Source organism: Actinoplanes sp. NPDC049598 (genome assembly GCF_040675435.1).
In the GTDB taxonomy this organism is placed as follows: domain Bacteria; phylum Actinomycetota; class Actinomycetes; order Mycobacteriales; family Micromonosporaceae; genus Actinoplanes.
The window spans coordinates 26,615-42,197 of sequence record NZ_JBFAOX010000025.1; the positions used below are offsets into that span (position 1 = coordinate 26,615).

The 15,583-nt window shown below is 71.6% G+C and carries 15 protein-coding genes, 1 tRNA gene and 1 pseudogene; 7 read left to right on the forward strand and 10 right to left on the reverse strand.

The annotated features are described in order from the left end of the window. Positions 1-57: 57 nt before the first annotated feature. The 4 genes and pseudogenes from AB0J66_RS38855 to AB0J66_RS38870 all read left to right on the forward strand — a co-directional run. A pseudogene (locus AB0J66_RS38855) lies at positions 58-411 on the forward strand (hypothetical protein); the annotation flags it as partial. Between the two features lie 595 nt (positions 412-1,006). Next, positions 1,007-2,182 (forward strand): hypothetical protein, encoded by a 1,176-nt coding sequence (locus tag AB0J66_RS38860; RefSeq protein ID WP_364672041.1) that lies wholly within the window; start codon positions 1,007-1,009, stop codon positions 2,180-2,182. Positions 2,183-2,205: 23 nt separating this feature from the next. Beyond that, positions 2,206-3,018 (forward strand): MOSC N-terminal beta barrel domain-containing protein, encoded by an 813-nt coding sequence (locus AB0J66_RS38865; RefSeq protein ID WP_364672043.1) that lies wholly within the window; start codon positions 2,206-2,208, stop codon positions 3,016-3,018. A 74-nt stretch (positions 3,019-3,092) separates the two neighbouring features. Then, positions 3,093-4,076 carry an expansin EXLX1 family cellulose-binding protein gene (locus AB0J66_RS38870; protein WP_364672045.1) on the forward strand — a complete coding sequence of 328 codons (984 nt, stop codon included), beginning with the start codon at positions 3,093-3,095 and terminating at the stop codon, positions 4,074-4,076. Between the two features lies 1 nt (position 4,077). Here AB0J66_RS38870 and AB0J66_RS38875 read toward each other — a convergent pair whose 3' ends face one another. Continuing rightward, complete coding sequence (locus AB0J66_RS38875; protein ID WP_364672047.1) at positions 4,078-4,596, reverse strand: GNAT family N-acetyltransferase; 519 nt, start codon at positions 4,594-4,596, stop codon at positions 4,078-4,080. A 467-nt stretch (positions 4,597-5,063) separates the two neighbouring features. Further along, positions 5,064-5,147, reverse strand: a tRNA-Leu gene (locus AB0J66_RS38880). 448 nt (positions 5,148-5,595) lie between these two features. Between AB0J66_RS38880 and AB0J66_RS38885 the strand changes: the two genes are divergently transcribed. Continuing rightward, positions 5,596-6,207 (forward strand): helix-turn-helix domain-containing protein, encoded by a 612-nt coding sequence (locus AB0J66_RS38885; protein ID WP_364672049.1) that lies wholly within the window; start codon positions 5,596-5,598, stop codon positions 6,205-6,207. Between the two features lie 143 nt (positions 6,208-6,350). Here AB0J66_RS38885 and AB0J66_RS38890 read toward each other — a convergent pair whose 3' ends face one another. The 8 genes from AB0J66_RS38890 to AB0J66_RS38925 all read right to left on the reverse strand — a co-directional run bounded on the left by AB0J66_RS38890 (position 6,351) and on the right by AB0J66_RS38925 (position 12,113). Beyond that, on the reverse strand, positions 6,351-7,289 hold the full coding sequence (locus AB0J66_RS38890; RefSeq protein ID WP_364672051.1) for a cobalt transporter: 939 nt from the start codon (positions 7,287-7,289) through the stop codon (positions 6,351-6,353). Beyond that, positions 7,286-7,963, reverse strand: coding sequence for a hypothetical protein (locus AB0J66_RS38895; RefSeq protein ID WP_364672053.1), 678 nt, complete (start codon positions 7,961-7,963; stop codon positions 7,286-7,288). The genes AB0J66_RS38890 and AB0J66_RS38895 overlap by 4 nt, the downstream gene beginning before the upstream one ends. A 105-nt stretch (positions 7,964-8,068) precedes the next feature. Beyond that, positions 8,069-8,707: a class I SAM-dependent methyltransferase gene (locus tag AB0J66_RS38900; protein ID WP_364672055.1), complete on the reverse strand. Its 639-nt coding sequence runs from the start codon at positions 8,705-8,707 to the stop codon at positions 8,069-8,071. A 131-nt stretch (positions 8,708-8,838) separates the two neighbouring features. Then, positions 8,839-9,309, reverse strand: coding sequence for a thioredoxin-dependent thiol peroxidase (gene bcp, locus AB0J66_RS38905; protein ID WP_364672057.1), 471 nt, complete (start codon positions 9,307-9,309; stop codon positions 8,839-8,841). Beyond that, the gene (locus AB0J66_RS38910) at positions 9,306-10,262 is read right to left on the reverse strand and encodes a hypothetical protein (protein WP_364672059.1); all 957 of its coding nucleotides are present in this window, start codon (positions 10,260-10,262) and stop codon (positions 9,306-9,308) included. The genes bcp and AB0J66_RS38910 overlap by 4 nt, the downstream gene beginning before the upstream one ends. An 11-nt stretch (positions 10,263-10,273) precedes the next feature. After that, positions 10,274-11,014 (reverse strand): thioredoxin domain-containing protein, encoded by a 741-nt coding sequence (locus tag AB0J66_RS38915; protein ID WP_364672061.1) that lies wholly within the window; start codon positions 11,012-11,014, stop codon positions 10,274-10,276. Further along, positions 11,011-11,508, reverse strand: a complete 498-nt coding sequence (locus tag AB0J66_RS38920) for a MauE/DoxX family redox-associated membrane protein (protein ID WP_364672188.1) — start codon at positions 11,506-11,508, stop codon at positions 11,011-11,013. The genes AB0J66_RS38915 and AB0J66_RS38920 overlap by 4 nt, the downstream gene beginning before the upstream one ends. Before the next feature lie 77 nt (positions 11,509-11,585). After that, positions 11,586-12,113 carry a sigma-70 family RNA polymerase sigma factor gene (locus AB0J66_RS38925; RefSeq protein ID WP_364672063.1) on the reverse strand — a complete coding sequence of 176 codons (528 nt, stop codon included), beginning with the start codon at positions 12,111-12,113 and terminating at the stop codon, positions 11,586-11,588. A 118-nt stretch (positions 12,114-12,231) separates the two neighbouring features. On the opposite strand from AB0J66_RS38925, the gene AB0J66_RS38930 reads away from it, so the two are divergent. Next, positions 12,232-13,869 carry a copper resistance protein CopC gene (locus AB0J66_RS38930; protein ID WP_364672190.1) on the forward strand — a complete coding sequence of 546 codons (1,638 nt, stop codon included), beginning with the start codon at positions 12,232-12,234 and terminating at the stop codon, positions 13,867-13,869. A 98-nt stretch (positions 13,870-13,967) separates the two neighbouring features. Beyond that, positions 13,968-15,583 (forward strand): hypothetical protein (locus AB0J66_RS38935; protein ID WP_364672065.1); only part of this gene is annotated, 1,616 nt, incomplete at its 3' end.

A 15,583-nucleotide genomic window follows, 5' to 3' on the forward strand; every position in this document is an offset into this window, starting at 1 on the left:
TCGGCGGGGGCGCTGGTGCTCGGCGTCGCCGGGTCGGGCAAGACCGTGCTGGTCCGGATGCTCGGCGACGACCTGCGGCAGCAGGGGCGGGCGGCCTTCCACGTCGACCTGCGGGACCTGCGCCAGCCCGGTGAGGTGGGGGCGCGGGCGGTCGAGGTGGTCGCGGCGGGGCCGGGGCGCACGCTGCAGTCGTCGTCGGGGGCGCCGCCGGTGTCGGAGACGATCGAGATTCTGCGGCTCGCCGGGGAGCGGATGGCCCGGCCGGTGCTGCTGTTCGACGGGCTCGACGAGGCGATCGACCCGGCCGGTACGGCCTCGGCGATCGACGAGCTGAGTCGCGCTTTGCCGCGCTGGTCCTTCGTGGTCAGTTCGCGGCCGCCGGTGACCGGCGGCCTGGAGCAGTTCTCCGCCTTCACGCTGACCCCGTTCACCCGGGAGGAGGCGACGATCGTCCTGCGCCGCCTGGTGTCGTCGGCGGAGATCCCGACCGGCGGCCTGCCGCTCGCCCTGTCGGTCATGGAGGCGGCGCCGCTGGACGAGCTGCGCGATCTGCTGGAGCAGTGGGTCGACGGCGCGATCGCCCAGGCGCCCGATCCGGCCGGGGCGCGGGCCCTGCTCGAGCGGGTGGCGCTGGGCCGGACCGCCGTGCCCGACGGGACCGAGGCCGGGCTGGGCGATCTGCTGCGGTACGACCGGGAAGCCGGCACGGTGACCTTCCCGCACCCGCTGATCCGCGACATCATCGTGTCCCGGCGGCTGCGCGAGCACCCGTTCGAACTGGCCGACCTGCGGTTCGGGGCCGAGGACGCGGAGCGCGACGACCTGCTCGAGGAGAGCTTCGTGCTCTGGCCGAACGTCGGGTCGATCCTCAACCAGCGCCGTTCGATCGTCGTCGGGGACCGCGGGGCCGGCAAGAGCGCGATCTTCCACAAGCTCTCGGCTGTTCAAGGCGGTCGCGCGCAGCAACCCGGCCGACGCCGGTCAGGAGGGCGTCGAGGTCCTGCCGGTGGCCAACCCGAGCGACCTGCTGCAGCGCATCGCCGGGACGAGCGCCCTGGACGCCGACACGCTGCGGGCCGCATGGCTGGTGGTGGTCGCGGCCGTGGTGGCCGCCGCCCTGCCCGAGGACGCACCTCGAAAGTTGCTGCAGGAGGGCGCGGAGTTGCGTACAGCCGTGGGCCTGCCGACCCGGACGATGGGCCGCACCAAGCGGGTCTTCCGGGCCATGGCCCGGCCCTTCGGCGGCACCACGCTGCGGTTCGCCGTCGGGCCGGTCAATCTGGAGGCCGAGCTGCCCACCGGCAGCGCGCCCAGCACGAGCACGGTCGACGTCGAGTCGTTCCTCAACGTCACCGACAAGATCCTGCGGGCCGAGAAGCGGCGGGCGGTGATCCTCTTCGACCGGATCGACGAGCTGTTCAAGTACGACCGGGCGCGCCAGGAGGCCGTCGTTCAGGGCCTGCTGCAGGTGGAGGGGCGGATCAGCCTGCTCGACGGCGTCGACCTCGTGGTCTTCCTGCGGACCGACCTGTTCGAGCTCTACGACATCCAGGAGAAGAACAAGCTGGTCTCGCGCCGGCTCGTGCTCGACTGGTCGGAGGAGGACTGGCTGCAGGTGCTGGTCCGCCGCGTGCTGGTCAACGAGCCGCTGGGCTGGGTGGCCGAGCGGCTCGGGGCGCCGGGCGGCGGCTTCGCGACCCGGCCCGCGCTGAGCGTGCTCTTCCCGGCCACGGTCGAGGGCCGGCCGATCGACCGGTGGCTGGCCGATTCCGTACGGAACGGCAATGGCGACGTCTCACCGCGCCTGGCCGTCCTCCTGCTTTATCTGGCGCGGGAGTACTCGGCCCGGCCGCGTGAGGCCGTGACCTCGCTGCCGCTCTTCTCGGCGGCGGCGGTCGCGCGGGCCATGACCGAGGTGTCGGAGCTGAGCTTCTCCGAGGTCGTCAACGACTTCAAGGTGGCGTCGTCGTTCGTGCTGAACTGCCGGGCCGGCAAGCGGACCCTGTTCAGCCTGGGTGAGGTGGAGGGGCTCTTCGAGCCCGCGGAAGGCCCGGTCAGTGAGCAGGTACGGCTGCTCGAGCGCCTCGGTTTCCTGGAGCGGGTGGTCCGCGACACCGGCGACGGCGCGCGCTCGCTGTTCCGCGTCCCCGAGCTGTATACCCGCTGCTGGGAGGCGTCCTAGGCGGGCGTGAAAGGCTGACCGGCATGCGGATCACGGCCCTGTACTCGTACCCCGTCAAGGGTTGCCACCGGATCGAGCACGACGTGGCGGAGGTGGAACCGTGGGGTCTCGTCGGTGACCGGCGGTGGCTGATGGTCGATCCCGAGGGGGTCGGCATCACTCAGCGCGACACGCCCCGCCTCACTCAACTGCGGGTGCGTCCGCGTCCTGGCGGCCTGGTGCTGAGCGCGCCCGGCCTGCCCGACCTCGACATCGACGAGCCGGGTGACGGGCCGGCCGAGGCCGTACGGGTGTTCCGGCGCAAGAATCCGGTGCCCGGCCGGGTCGCCGAGAAGGAGTGGAGCAGCCGCTTCCTCGAGCGGGACGCCCGTCTCGTCTGGCAGCAGGACACCCGGGGCCGCATGATCGAGACGCACGCGGGGCCGGACGACCGGGTCAGCTTCGCCGACGGCTTCCCGATCCTGCTCGCCAACGAGGGCTCACTCTCCGCGGTCAACGACTGGCTGGCCGAGAGCGGGGAGGAACCGGTCCCGATGACGCGCTTCCGCCCCAACCTGGTCGTCGGCGGGGCCCCGGCCTGGGCCGAGGACGACTGGCTGGGCCGGCGGTTGCGGATCGGCGCGGTGACGTTCCGGGCAGCCAAGTCGTGCGCCCGCTGCGTAGTCACCACGATCGATCAGGAGACCGGCGAGAAGGGCCGTGAGCCGCTGCGGATGCTGGCCCAGCACCGGCGCTTCGACGACGGGTTGCTCTTCGCTATCAACCTCATTCCCGACATGTCCCATGTGTCCATTCAGGTGGGCGATGAGGTGGAGCTGCTCCAGCCGTACGGGTGAAGCCGGCCACCCGAGTCTTAGGAGTGTCTTAGGAAAGTTGCCGCTGCTCCGGGCGGCGTGCAGGGTCGGACAGCGTGACTGGAAGAACTCGCCTGCTCAGCCCGCGCTGGCTCGCCGCCGGCGGCGCCGCCGTCCTCGCCGCCGTCCTGGGGGTCGCCCTCGTGTTCCAGAACAGCGGCGCCGCCTGCGCGGCCCCGCCGTCCACGTCCGCGAGCAAGGGCAAGGCGACGTACTTCTCCCTCGACGGAACGCTCGGTAACTGCTCGTTCCCGTCCGCGCCGGCCGACGACCTGTTCGTGGCGCTCGGGCAGCACAACCAGTACTCCGAGGGCGCCGCCTGCGGCACGTACATCGACGTCACCGGCCCCAAGGGCTCGACCCGGGTCAAGGTCATCGACTCCTGCCCGGAATGCCCGGCCGGTCACCTCGACCTGAGCCTGACCGCGTTCAAGAAGATCGGCGTCCAGTCGGACGGGATCATCCCGATCACGTACAAGACGGTGCCGAACCCGGCCGTGCCCGGCCCCATCTCCGTACGGGTCAAGGAAGGCTCGTCGCAGTACTGGCTGAGCGTGCTGATCGACAACCACGCGAACCAGCTCGCCTCCGTCAAGATCGCCGGGTCGGGTGGCACGTTCAAGGCCGCCACCCACGAGGACTTCAACTACTGGACACTGCCCAGCGGCGCCGGCAACGGCCCCTTCAAAATCAAGATCACGGACGTGTACGGAAACACGGTGACCGTCCCCAACATCAAGCTGTCCGAAGGCACGACGCAGAAGACCGGAGCCAAACTCTCCGGCGGCGGCACCGTCGCCAAGCAGCCGGTCGAGAAGAAGCCGGTCGAGAAGGCCACCACCACCAAGCCGCCCGCGAAGAAGGCCAAGCCCTCGTCGCCCGCCCCCACCTCGGCCGCGCCGGCATCCTCGCCCGTACCGCTGATGGAGCTCCTCGAATCCGAGGCCGCCAAGGCCGCCGCCACCCCCACGACGACCGCCCCCGCCGCCCCGGCCGCGGCGGTCGACCTGGCCGCCGGCACACCGTCCAAATGCGACTGAGCTAAACCAGACCCAGCCACATGTACGTCTCGTCGCGGTCATCCCCGGGCGCCAGCCGCAGCGCGCCCGGGATGCGGCCCACCTCCCGGTAGCCCAGCCGCTCGTAGAACCCCTCGATCCCCAGCCCGCCCCGCACCGTGACCTGCAGCGCCTCCAGCCCCATGTCCCGGCCGAGCGCCTCGGCGGCCCGCATCAGGGCAGCGCCGTAGCCGCGCCCCTGGCTCTTCGGGGTCACCATCACGCGCTTGAGCACCCGCCAGTGCCGCTTCAGCGCAAACCGGTTGTCCACCACGAACAACACCGCGATCAACTCGTCCCCGTCAAAACCGGCCACCATCCGGTCAGGACCATCGGTCACCCCCTGGAGGGCGGCTTCGGCCACGGGCCGTACGGCCTCAGGCCCGACCGGGGCCACAAAGCCGACCGCACCCCCGGCGTTGGTCACGTCGACCCAGAGCGCGACCAGCCGCTCCCTGAGGTCCTCGGTAAGCGGCGGATCAACGACGAACGCGATTCCCATGCCCCCATCTTGACGGCAATTCCCCCGCGAGATCGCTGGCGGCCCGGTCCTCCCGGCCGCCATCAACGCCATGATCCAGCCCGCCGCTCCCGGGCCGCCGTCAACGCCATGATCGGGGCGACTGCTTCCGGGCCGCCGTCAACGCCATGATCGGGGCGACTGCTTCCGGGCCGCCGTCAACGCCATGATCGGGGCGACTGCTTCCGGGCCGCCGTCACCGTCAGGATGGGGCCGCTGCTCCCTGGGCGCCGTCACCGTCACGATTGAGGCCACTGCTCCCGGGCCGCCGCACCAGCGACACGATCGAGGTTCCGGTTCCTGGCCGCTAGCGCCACGGACAGGGCCGCCGCCCCGGGACCGCCGCCTCCAGCCATGATCAGCGGCCGGTTTTCCCGATTTGATCCTATTGCGCCTCGGCTCCGGTCGCCCGACCGGAGCCGGCCTCGGCAAATGGTGATCGAACAGGGTGCGGAAGGGGGGACTTGAACCCCCACGCCCTTTCGGGCACGGGCACCTAAAACCCGCGCGGCTGCCTATTACGCCACTCCCGCTGGGCCGGCCCAGACCATCGAACCGGCACGTCCCCCAGATTCTAGTTGGCGAACGCCGACCACGCTCACCCCGACCCGGCGCGGTCTCGCCCCTGGTCGCCGAGCGCCGCCAGCCGCCCCCATTCGGTTCGTGCCGGCCAGCCGCCGCCCGCCCCTAAGCCGCCGTCAGCTCTCAGCTGTCCCCGGCCGTCGCCATCCGAGTCCTGTCAGTCGGCATCCCCTCGGTTGCCGTCAGCCCACAGCTGGGGTCCCGGCCGTCGCCATCCGAGTCTTGTCAGTCGCCCCCTCGGTCGCCGTCAGCCACAGCTGCGGCCCCGGTCGCCGCCATCCGGTCCGTACTCGCCAGTCGCCGGCGGTCGTCAGCCGCTGGCCGTGAGACGCCGCGAGTCGGGTCGTTTCCACAGTCGGTGATTGACGGAGTGAGTACTCACTCCGTATAGTTGAGGCCATGACATCTACCTCACCTGAACGGCGCCGCGCGCCCGGCATGACCCCCGACCAGCGGCGAGACGCGATCATCAGCGCCGCCCTACCTCTCGTGGCCGAGCATGGTGCCGCCGTGACCACCGCCCAGGTGGCCCGCGCGGCCGGCATCGGCGAAGCCACCATCTTCCGGGTCTTCGACGACAAGGAAGCGCTGCTCAACGCGTGCATCGCCCGGGCCCTCGACCCCGCCAACGTCCTGAGCCAGCTCGCCTCGATCTCCCTCGATCAGCCGCTCGCCGACCGCCTCACCGAGGCCCTCGACGCCCTGGACGCCCACGGCGGCCGCATCGGCGCCGTCATCGGCGCCCTGCGCGCCTCCGGCCTACCCAACCGCCGCCCCCGCACCACCGACGCCGAACGGACAACCCTCTCCACCGCCCGCGATGAATCCCAGGCCGCCACCCGCCAGGCCCTGCTGGACCTCATCGAACCCGACCAGCCCACCCTGCGCCTCCCCGCCGAGGCCGTGACCGACGCCTTCCTCAGCGTCATCACCGGCCGCGGTCGAGCCCCCAGCATCCCCCCAGCCGACCTCGTCGACCTCTTCCTCTACGGCGCCCTGACCCGCCCCTGACCAAGTCGTCAATCCCGGCCCGCCGCCAGTCCGCCCAGCCGAGCCCAGCCCAGCCCTCGCGGAAAAGCGGGGGATCAGCAGACGCCCTGTGGATAACCACCCGGTGGCCTGTGGAAAGCGGCGCCGTCCTTCGCGGGTGGCGCCTAGCTCACGGCGGTGAGATGGACGGCGGCGATGGTGACCAGGCCGGCGCCGAAGAGGGTGATGCCGGAGGCGGCCAGGACCGGGGTCACCTTGGTGGCTCGCGTGAGCAGGGTGAAGGTCCGCGCGCTGCGGGTGACCAGGGAGCTACCGGCCACGGCGAGCAGGCCGACGCCGAAGAGGACTACGGCCATGCCGATGCCGAAGGTCAGGACCAGCAGCAGGGCGAAGCCGGCGCGGCCGAGGAACAACCCTGTGGCGAGCACGAGGAACGCCGCCGGGGAGGGGGTCAAGCCGCCCGAAATGCCCAGCAGCAGCAGGCCCGGCCGGCGGGAGTGATCGTGGCCATGGCCATGGCCGTCCGCGTGCTCATGATCAGCAGCGTGGTCATGAGCAGCAGCGAGGTCATGGCCGACAGCGTGGTCGGAGCCAGCAGCGTGGTCATGGCCGACCGCGTGATCGAGGCCGACAGTGTGGTCATGGCCGACAGCGTGGGCAGGGCCAGCAGCGTGGTCCTGGCCTGCGCCGTGGTCGTGGCTGTGGCTGTGGCTGTGGCTGTGGTGGTGATGGTGGTGACCGCTCAGATGGCGGCGCAGCATCCAGACTCCGGTCGCCACGATCAGCAGCCCCGCCGCCACCTGCAGCCACGTCGTGAGCTGCTCCATACGTACCAGGTCCGACAGTGAGAAGAAGGTCCACGCTATGCCGATGACCAGCACCGAGAAGGTGTGCATGGCCGCCACCGAGCCGCCCAGCCAGGCCGCGTCGCGGACGCGGCCGCGGGAGCCGGCCAGGTAGGCCGCGGCCAGGGTTTTGCCGTGGCCGGGGGCCACGGCGTGACCGGCGCCGGCCAGGAAGGCGATGAGGAAGGCCAGCGGGGTCACGCCGGGGGTGTGGATCAGATCCTGCATCCGGTCCGACAGGGCGGAGAAGTCCATCATGCCGGCACCACCCGGCGGCGGCGCTTCACCAGCAGGAAAGCGGCCAGGACGAGGGCCAGGGCGATGCCGATGACTGCCGTGAGCTGCACCAACGCGTTTTTGCCGGTGCCGGCCGGGCGGGCGCCGACGAGGGTCCAGTCGTACGAGTCGTGGCCGCCCTCGTAGACGTAGCGCTGGCCTTCGGGGCCGGTGGCCAGGGTTCGGTAGGCCGGGTTGAGGTCGGTCAGCATCCGTACCGCCAAGGTGGCCGACCGTACCGGGGAAGCGCAGGCAAAGTCGGCCGTGGCGCCCTTGAGCGCGAGCGCCTGGATCGGCTGCTGGACCGCGCCGGTGCAGGCCTGTGTGCCGTTGCTGACGGCGATCCGCTGCAGGAAGTAGTCGGCGAACTGCGCCGACGCGCCGACGATGCCGGGGTCGGTGTAGCGGTAGTCGACGGTGCCGTCCGCCTTGACCCGGTCCTTGGGCAGCAGGCCGAGCGTGACCCCGAGCAGGGTCAGATCGTCGGGGCCGCCGACCCGCCACTTCACGTGGACGACGTCGGGCTGCTGCTCGTCGAGCGAGATGACCACCGTCTGCGGATCACCGAACGGGTGGGCCGGCGCCGGCGACGGCGCGGCGACCGCGGCGCCGATGACCGCCAAGGTCACCAGGGCGCGTGTGCTGTGCGAAACCACGGGACTGAACTCCTAGCGCGAAACAGCCCCCAGTCTGCGGACCACCCCGTACACGCACAGGTCGTTCTCGGTGATCTTGAAGAGTCCCGCACGTGAACATCACGGTCACTCTCTTTTGTGGGCGATTTTGTGGGCGATCAGGAAGGCGGCCTGGCGGCCCTCGTCGCCGATCTCATGGAGGGTGGTCGCGAGCAGGCGGAACCCGATCTTGGTGAGGAGGGCGGCCACCTCTTCCGGGCGGCGGCGGTGGATGGTCAGGTCGACGTCGTCGTGGCCCCAGGCCGACGTGTAGTGCACGGCGATGTCACCGGCCTGGAAAGCCAGCAACAGCGGGGCGCCGGGGGTCAGGACGCGGTGGAACTCGGCGAAGACTGCAGGCAGCTCGGCGTCGGGGATGTGGATGGTGGAGAACCAGGCGTTCAGGCCGGCCAGGCTGCCGTCGGGGTGGTCGAGGGCGGTCATCGAGCCGACCTCGAAGCGGACCGCCGGATGGTTGGCCCGGTCCTGGGCGATCATGCCGGGGGAGAGGTCCACGCCGAAGACATCCAAGCCCTGCTCGTGGAGGAACGCCGTCACGTAGCCGGGGCCGCAGCCGACATCAGCCGTGGGGCCGGAGGCGAGCTCGGCGAACAAGCGGAGCATGGCCCGCTTGACCGGCTGGGTGGGGAGGTCGTCGGCGAACAGGGTGGAATAGCTCGCGGCCACGGTGTCGTACGAGGTGCGGGTGCGCTCGAGGAAGCTCATGGCCGCCGAATCTAGCGGCTGGGCACAGCACGGCGGCCGCCTCGCGGATCCAGCCGCGTGACGGCCGCCGTGGGAATGGGGACCGGGGCCGGTCGCCCTAAGCATCGGCAGGATCGGGCCGGACTGAAGGATCAGTCGACGGCGAGATCGCGGCGGAGCTTGGCGACGTGCCCGGTGGCCTTGACGTTGTAGAGGGCGCGCTCGATCTTGCCGTCCTCGTCGATCACGAACGTGGAGCGGATCACCCCCATGACCTTCTTGCCGTAGTTCATCTTCTCGCCGAACGCGCCGTACGCCGTCAGCACGCTCTTGTCCTCGTCGCTGACGAGCGGGAACGTGATCGCGTCGCGCTCGCGGAACTTGGCCAGCTTGGCCGGGGCGTCGGGGGAGATGCCGACCACCTCGTAGCCGGCGGCCTGCAGTGAGCCCAGCGAGTCGCGGAAGTCGCACGCCTGGGTGGTGCAGCCGGGCGTCATCGCGGCCGGGTAGACATACAGGATGACCTTGCGGCCGCGCAGGTCGGAGAGGGTGAGCCGGTCGCCGTTGTCGGTCGGCAGCGAGAACTCGGGAGCGGCGTCGCCGGCCGAGAGTCGGTCAGTCATGCTGCGACGATAGTCCGCTCCGGCAGGGCGGCGCGCAGCCGGAGCACGCCGGTCAGCGCCAGCCCGGTCCCGGCGCCCAGAGCCACCGCAACGGCCACGCGGCTCCAGAAATCGGAGGAAGCCGGCAGCACCGCGGCGTCGAAGACCCCGGTCGAGTTGAAGCCGGCGAACAACGCCACCACGGCCCCGGCCAGCGCCAGCATGAACGGCGGGTGCCGGTAGGCGGCGGCCAGCCCGATCAGCCCGGCCACGATCAGGACCGGGGAGGGGCTGCCACCGTCGAGGGCGGTCGTCACCGCGTACAGCAAGGGCGCGGCACCGGTGATCAGCGCGAGCGGCCGCACGGACCTGGGCCAACGCCTCGCCGTGGCCGCAGTGAGAAGGCCGATCAGGCCGGCGGCGAGCCACCAGAGCCAGGCCCGCGGCGGCGGCTCCCAGTCGAGCGTGCCGCGCAGCTCGAACGGGCGGACCTGCTCGCGCAGCGGCACCACCCAGTCACGCAGGCGATGCGCGCGGGAGGGGTCGGCCTGCGCCTGCGGCGGCAGACCGGGGCTGAGCCAGTGGGTGCGCTGGTCGTGCCACCGCACGGTGGTCGAGGAGGAGATCTTGCGCCAGGTGGGGGGCGAGGTCGGGTCGGCGTACGCGGGCACGGGCGTGTCGCCGTTGACGGTCTCGTTGAGGTACGCCGCGGGGGAGCTCGTGTTCTGGTAGGTGCCGTCCGGGCGTACGTCGAGGTAGGGCTCGCCCGAATAGCCCAGCACCTCGACCGAGTGGCCGGTCTCGTTGCTCAGCTCGAGCCGCGCTCCCGCCTCGACCGTCCGGACCGACAGCCCCTTCTCGGGCGTGCTGAAGCCGGTGATCGTGGTCCGGTAGGCCGTCGCGTCGGGCGTGTCGCCGGCGTGCGCGAACGCGGGCGTGGCCGGCGTCAAGACGCCGGCCACTGCCAAGATCACGAGGAGCCGTCTCACCCTTCGGCGGCCTGCACTGCCTGCTCGAAGACGGCCGTGGTGGGCAGCGTGTTGTTCGGCCCCTCGACCTGCTTGCCGTTGACGACGATGGTCGGCGTGCCGTTGAAGCCACGCGACGCGAACGTGTCGGTGACCTTGGTGGCCCAGCTGTCGTACGTCTTGTCGTTGACCGCGGTCTCGAAGCTCGACCCCAGCCCGACCGACTTGCCCAGCTCGATCAGCTTGGCGTTGTCGGGGCCGGAGCTGTTCTCCTCGGGCTGGTTGGCGTAGAGGACCTTGTGGTACTCGAGGAACTTGCCGTCCTGGGCCGCGGCCGCCGACGCGCCGGCCGCGCGGGTCGAGTACTTCGTGCCGTTCGACGCCCCGTCGAGGATCGCCACCGGGTGGTAACGCACCGTCACCCGCTTGTCGGTGACCATCTTCTCGATCGTGCCGCCGGTCGACTGCTCGAACTGGTTGCAGATCGGGCACATGAAGTCCTCGTACAGGTCGACCGTGACCGGCCCGGACCCGACGGCGAAGGCCGTGCCCTCGTCGACCGCGACGCTCGGCGTCGTCACCGTGCCCTTGTCCTGGTTGGCCATGATGCCCCAGCCGATGCCGCCGGCCACCACCAGCACCAGGACGACCGCCACGGCCGTCCAGAGGGTGACCTTGCGGCGTCTCTCGGCCGCTTTCTGCTGCTCGACGATCCGCCGCGCCTGCGCGGACTTGCGGTCCCGGGTGCCCTTGCTCATCTCTCTCCCAACAACAGGCCGTCGAGCGAAAACTTGGTCCGCGGCTTCCACAGCAGGATGCCGGCGAGCACGAGGAAGCCCACGTCACGCGCGATGTCCAGCCCGTACTCGGCGGTCCGGCCGCCGGTCAGCTCCCCGCCCTTGCTGAAGCAGCCGCAGTCGATCTGCAGCCCCCTCGCCCAAGCCGAGATGATGCCGCCGATGAAGATCACCAGCACGACGGCGGCGATCGCCGCGCTCAGCCGGGTGGCGATGCCGATCAACAGCAACAGGCCCAGCGCGATCTCCAGGAACGGTTGTACGGCCCCGACCACCTTCGCGGTCTCCCAGGACATCAGGTCGTACGCGTTCACCGCGCGGCCCGAGGCGGCCAGGTCGGTCACCTTGAGCCCGCCGGAGATCAGGAAGACCACCGCCAGGCCGAGCCGTGCGAGAGTGGAGATCCAGGGCCAGGCCGCGGTCAGCCGGGTCGGCTGCTCCTGCTTCAAGTCCATGCTCACGCCCACTTAGTCGATGCCACTGTCCCGCCGGTTCCCCTTATTGTGCTGGGGTTTCGCTGGGAAAAGGCTGACTAGACGGCGCGAGCCTCGGCCACAGCGGTCACGAGCTCGTCACGCGCCCGGGCCACCCGGGAGCGGATCGTGCCCACCGGAACATCCTCCACCTGGGCCGCTTCGGCATAGGAGAGGCCAAGGACCTGTGTGAGCACGAACGCGGTGCGGCGCTCGTCACTGAGCCGGCTCAGCAGGTCGGCCGTGGTCAGCCGATGGGCCGGATCGGGCGACGGCAGATCGGTCCAGGCCTGGGCGGCCAGCCGCACGTCGAGCCGGCGCCGGCGGACCACCGCCCGCAGGTGATCGGCGCAGGTGCGGCGGGCGATGCCGAGCAGCCAGGTGCGCACGCTGGAGCGGCCCTCGAAGGAGTTGAGGGCCTTGAACGCGCGCAGAAACGTCTCCTGGGTCAGGTCGTCGGCCGCGCCCGGGTCGACCAGGGCCGCGCAAAACCGCCAGACCTCGGCCTGGGTGGCCCGGACGAACGCCGCCTGCGCGGCGGGATCACCCGCTCGGGCAAGCTCCGTCGTCTCCTCCAGGCCGTCCATGGCGGTCATCGTACGCGGAGTGGGGTCCATCTATGTGTGCCGACCACCCAGGAGCACCCCGGCAGTGGGCGTTCAGGTTGAGATCGGGCAGCATGTCTGCGTGACTATTCGGCGGCGCATGCGCGTGTACGGGGCCCTGGCCGGTCTGCTGGTCGGGTTCTTCGCGGTCCTGCTCGGCCCGGCCGCGCCCGCGAGCGCGCACGCGGCCCTGGTCAACAGCGATCCTGCCAACGGCACGATCGTGCCCGACGCGCCGAACAAGGTGACCCTCACCTTCAGCGAATCGGTCCAGCTGCTCTCCGGCAAGATCCAGGTGCTGGCCCCGGACAGCAGCCGCGCCGACCAGGGCGACCCGTCGGTCGACGGCGGCACGGTGACGATCCCGCTGCGCTCGGGCGGCAGCCGGGGCACCTATCTGGTCAGTTACCGCGTCATCTCGGCCGACAGCCACCCGGTCGGCGGCACCATCACCTTCTCGGTCGGCGCCGCCTCGACGCCGCCGTCGGCGGCGATCGACGACACCAAGGTCAACCCAGTGGTACGGGCCCTCATCCCGGTCGGCAAATACCTGGGGTACGCGGGACTCGTGCTGCTCGTCGGCCCGGTGCTCGTGCTCGCCCTGCTCTGGCCGCACCGGCTCAGCCGCCGCGGGCCGGCCAAGGTGATCTGGACCGGCGTCGGGCTGGTCACCGCGAGCACCTTGATCGCCCTCTGGCTCCAGGCGCCCTACTCGACCGGCTCCTCGCTTTTCGACGTTCGCATCGGCGACCTCCGCGACGTCCTCGGCAGCACGTTCGGCGCGGTCATGCTGGTGCGCCTGGGCGTGATCTGCGCGGCCGCCCTGCTGCTGCGCCCGCTGCTCAAGGGCAACGGCACCGAGTCCAAGGCCGACCTGGCGCTGCTCGGCGTGCTCGGCGTGGCCGCGCTCGCGACCTGGCCCCTCACCGGCCACCCGACCGCCTCGCCGGTGGCCGGGGTGTCGGTCGTGGTCGACGCGATCCACCTGGCCGCCATGGCCGTCTGGCTCGGCGGGCTGGTCATGCTGGTCGGCTTCCTGCTGCGCCAGGCCGACGAACGCGAGCTCGGGGCGATCCTGCCGATCTGGTCGCGCTGGGCCGCGACCGCGGTGAGCGCGCTGATCGTGGCCGGCGTCATCCAGGCTCTCATCGAGGTCTCCTCGCTGAAAGGGCTGGTCGACAGCACGTACGGCCAATTGATCCTGGTCAAGGTGGCGCTCGCGGGCCTGGTGCTCGGCGTGGCCTGGTGGTCGCGACGGCTCGTACGGTCGAAGTCGGCCGAGACCGAGCCGCGGGGCCTGCGCAAGGTGGTGATCGTCGAATTGGCGATCACCGCGGTGATCCTCGGGGTGACCTCGGCCCTGGTGCAGATCTCGCCGCCGCGCACGGCCGAGGCCGCCTCGTCGGCCGGCGCCAGCACGACCGTGACCAAGACCCTGACCGACCCCAAGATGGCCGTTCAGATCGACATCTTCCCGGCCCAGGTCGGCAACAACTCGATCCACCTGTACGCGTTCACGCCGGACAACAAGCCGCTGACCGTCGTCGAGTGGAAGGCCACGGCCTCGCTGGCGGCCAAGGGCATCGAGGGCATCGAGATCCCGCTGCTGCGGATCACCGACTTCCACGCGGTCGGCGACATCGCGCTGCCCCAGGCGGGGGAGTGGACCTTCAAGATCACGGCCCGGACCAGCGACATCGACCAGTCGACGCTGACCACCACCGCCACGATCAACTAGCTTTTTCCTGTCAGTGATTCGCCGCTGTTTGACCACTTTGGGGGTATTTGGCTCTGTATGGTCGGGCGCAGTTAGTCCTGCGACAGGGGGAGAAGCTGATGCGGGTGTTCCGCACCATCCTCGGGATGCTGCTGCTGGCCATCGGCCTGCCGTCGCTGCTCGCCGGCGCCGGCCTGTGGGCCGCCATGCAACACCGCGACCAGGGCGGCGCCTTCAGCGGTGAGCTGCAACGCCTGTCCACGCCCGGCTACGCCTTCGTCGTCCCCGACGTCGACCGGCTGCTGCGCGCCGACGCCTCCTTCACCCGCATCGGCGACACCCAGCTGCGGTTGCGGGCCTCGACCCCGGACGGCCCGGCCTTCGTCGGGCTGGCCCCCACGGCCGAGGTCCAGCGCTACCTGACCGGCGTGCCGTTCTCCGTGATCCGCACGGTCGACATCGGCACCGGCGCCCTCCCCGTGGCCACCAACTTCAACCGCGGCCGTACGGCTCCCGCGACCGACCCCGGCCAGGCGAGCTTCTGGACCCGGTCCGGCGCCGGCCAGGTCGCCTGGACCCCGGGCGAGGTCACCGGCGGCCCGTACAGCCTGGTCGTGATGAGCGCCGACGCCCGCCCCGGCCTGCAGGTGTCGGCCACCGCCGAGCTCCGCCCCGGCTGGCTCAACTCCAGCACCTGGGGCCTGCTCACCCTCGGCACCCTCCTTCTGATGATCGGCCTGATCACCCTGGCCTGGCCGGCCCGCCGCCGCGAGATCGTCTACGTGGTCGAGCCCAGCCAGGTCCCCGATTTGATGGCCGCCATCGGCGCCCCCCTGCCCACGCCGGCCCTACCGGCCCGGCGCCCCGGCGGCGGCGCCCACCGCCCCCGAACCCTGGCCGACACCCGCACCCCGGCCCGCGCCGCCCTGCCCCCGGCCGACCCGCAGTTCGACTGGCCCCCGGCCGCCGAGCCGGCCCTGGCCCACTCCCTCCCGGCCGGCCATTCCGCTTCGCCCCGGTCCGGAGCCGGATCACCTTCAGCAGCGCCTTTGTCGCCGGCCGCGCCGTCTGACGGTGCGGGGGGCGTCGGCGCTTCCACGTCGCCCGTGGGTGCCGGGAGCCGGCCGGCTGCCCACTCGGAGCCGGTCGCGCTCTCCGGCCCGGCCCAGGGCGGTTCGGCTGCGCCCGCCGGCTCGGCCTCGTCGCCCGCCGGCCTGGCCTCGCAGTCCGCTGGTCTGGCCTCTCCGGCCGGCCTGGCGTCATCCGCGGGCCTGACCTCGCCGCAGGCCGGTCCCGGTTCGCCGGCGGGTCGCCAGCCGGTCGCTCCGCCCACCGCCGCCGAGTATGCGGCCGCCACCGCGATCCCGGCCCGCACGCCGGGCCCGCACGGCCAGCGGACCCCCGCCCCCGGCGAGCCCCTGACCTTGATCGGCGCCCAGTCCGCCCCGCCCACCCCCGACCCGCTGTTCGGCGGCCGCCCGGAACGCAACCCCCGCCGCCAGGCGCCCGCCCCCACCGACATCCCGATGTTCCGCGCCTCCGCGGTCGGCGCCTGGGTGGCGGAGACCGCCCCCGCCCGTGCCCGCGACACCGAGGCCCAGGCCGCAGCCCGGGTCGCCGAAGCCGCCCGCCGCCGAGCCGCCGCCATGGAGGGTGCCGTGCAGGCTGGGGCTCCGGGTGTTGCGCAGGCTGGGGCTCCAGGTGTTGCGCAGGCCGCGGCGCCGGGTGTCACGCA

What these genes read in the sequence shown, in the direction of transcription:
- AB0J66_RS38865 (WP_364672043.1), top strand. Translation starts at nt 2,206, where the DNA reads ATGCGGATCACGGCCCTGTACTCGTACCCCGTCAAGGGTTGCCACCGG.
- AB0J66_RS38875 (WP_364672047.1), bottom strand. Translation starts at nt 4,596, where the DNA reads ATGGGAATCGCGTTCGTCGTTGATCCGCCGCTTACCGAGGACCTCAGG.
- AB0J66_RS38885 (WP_364672049.1), top strand. Translation starts at nt 5,596, where the DNA reads ATGACATCTACCTCACCTGAACGGCGCCGCGCGCCCGGCATGACCCCC.
- AB0J66_RS38890 (WP_364672051.1), bottom strand. Translation starts at nt 7,289, where the DNA reads ATGATGGACTTCTCCGCCCTGTCGGACCGGATGCAGGATCTGATCCAC.
- AB0J66_RS38900 (WP_364672055.1), bottom strand. Translation starts at nt 8,707, where the DNA reads ATGAGCTTCCTCGAGCGCACCCGCACCTCGTACGACACCGTGGCCGCG.
- bcp (WP_364672057.1), bottom strand. Translation starts at nt 9,309, where the DNA reads ATGACTGACCGACTCTCGGCCGGCGACGCCGCTCCCGAGTTCTCGCTG.
- AB0J66_RS38915 (WP_364672061.1), bottom strand. Translation starts at nt 11,014, where the DNA reads ATGAGCAAGGGCACCCGGGACCGCAAGTCCGCGCAGGCGCGGCGGATC.
- AB0J66_RS38920 (WP_364672188.1), bottom strand. Translation starts at nt 11,508, where the DNA reads ATGGACTTGAAGCAGGAGCAGCCGACCCGGCTGACCGCGGCCTGGCCC.
- AB0J66_RS38925 (WP_364672063.1), bottom strand. Translation starts at nt 12,113, where the DNA reads ATGGACGGCCTGGAGGAGACGACGGAGCTTGCCCGAGCGGGTGATCCC.
- AB0J66_RS38930 (WP_364672190.1), top strand. Translation starts at nt 12,232, where the DNA reads ATGCGCGTGTACGGGGCCCTGGCCGGTCTGCTGGTCGGGTTCTTCGCG.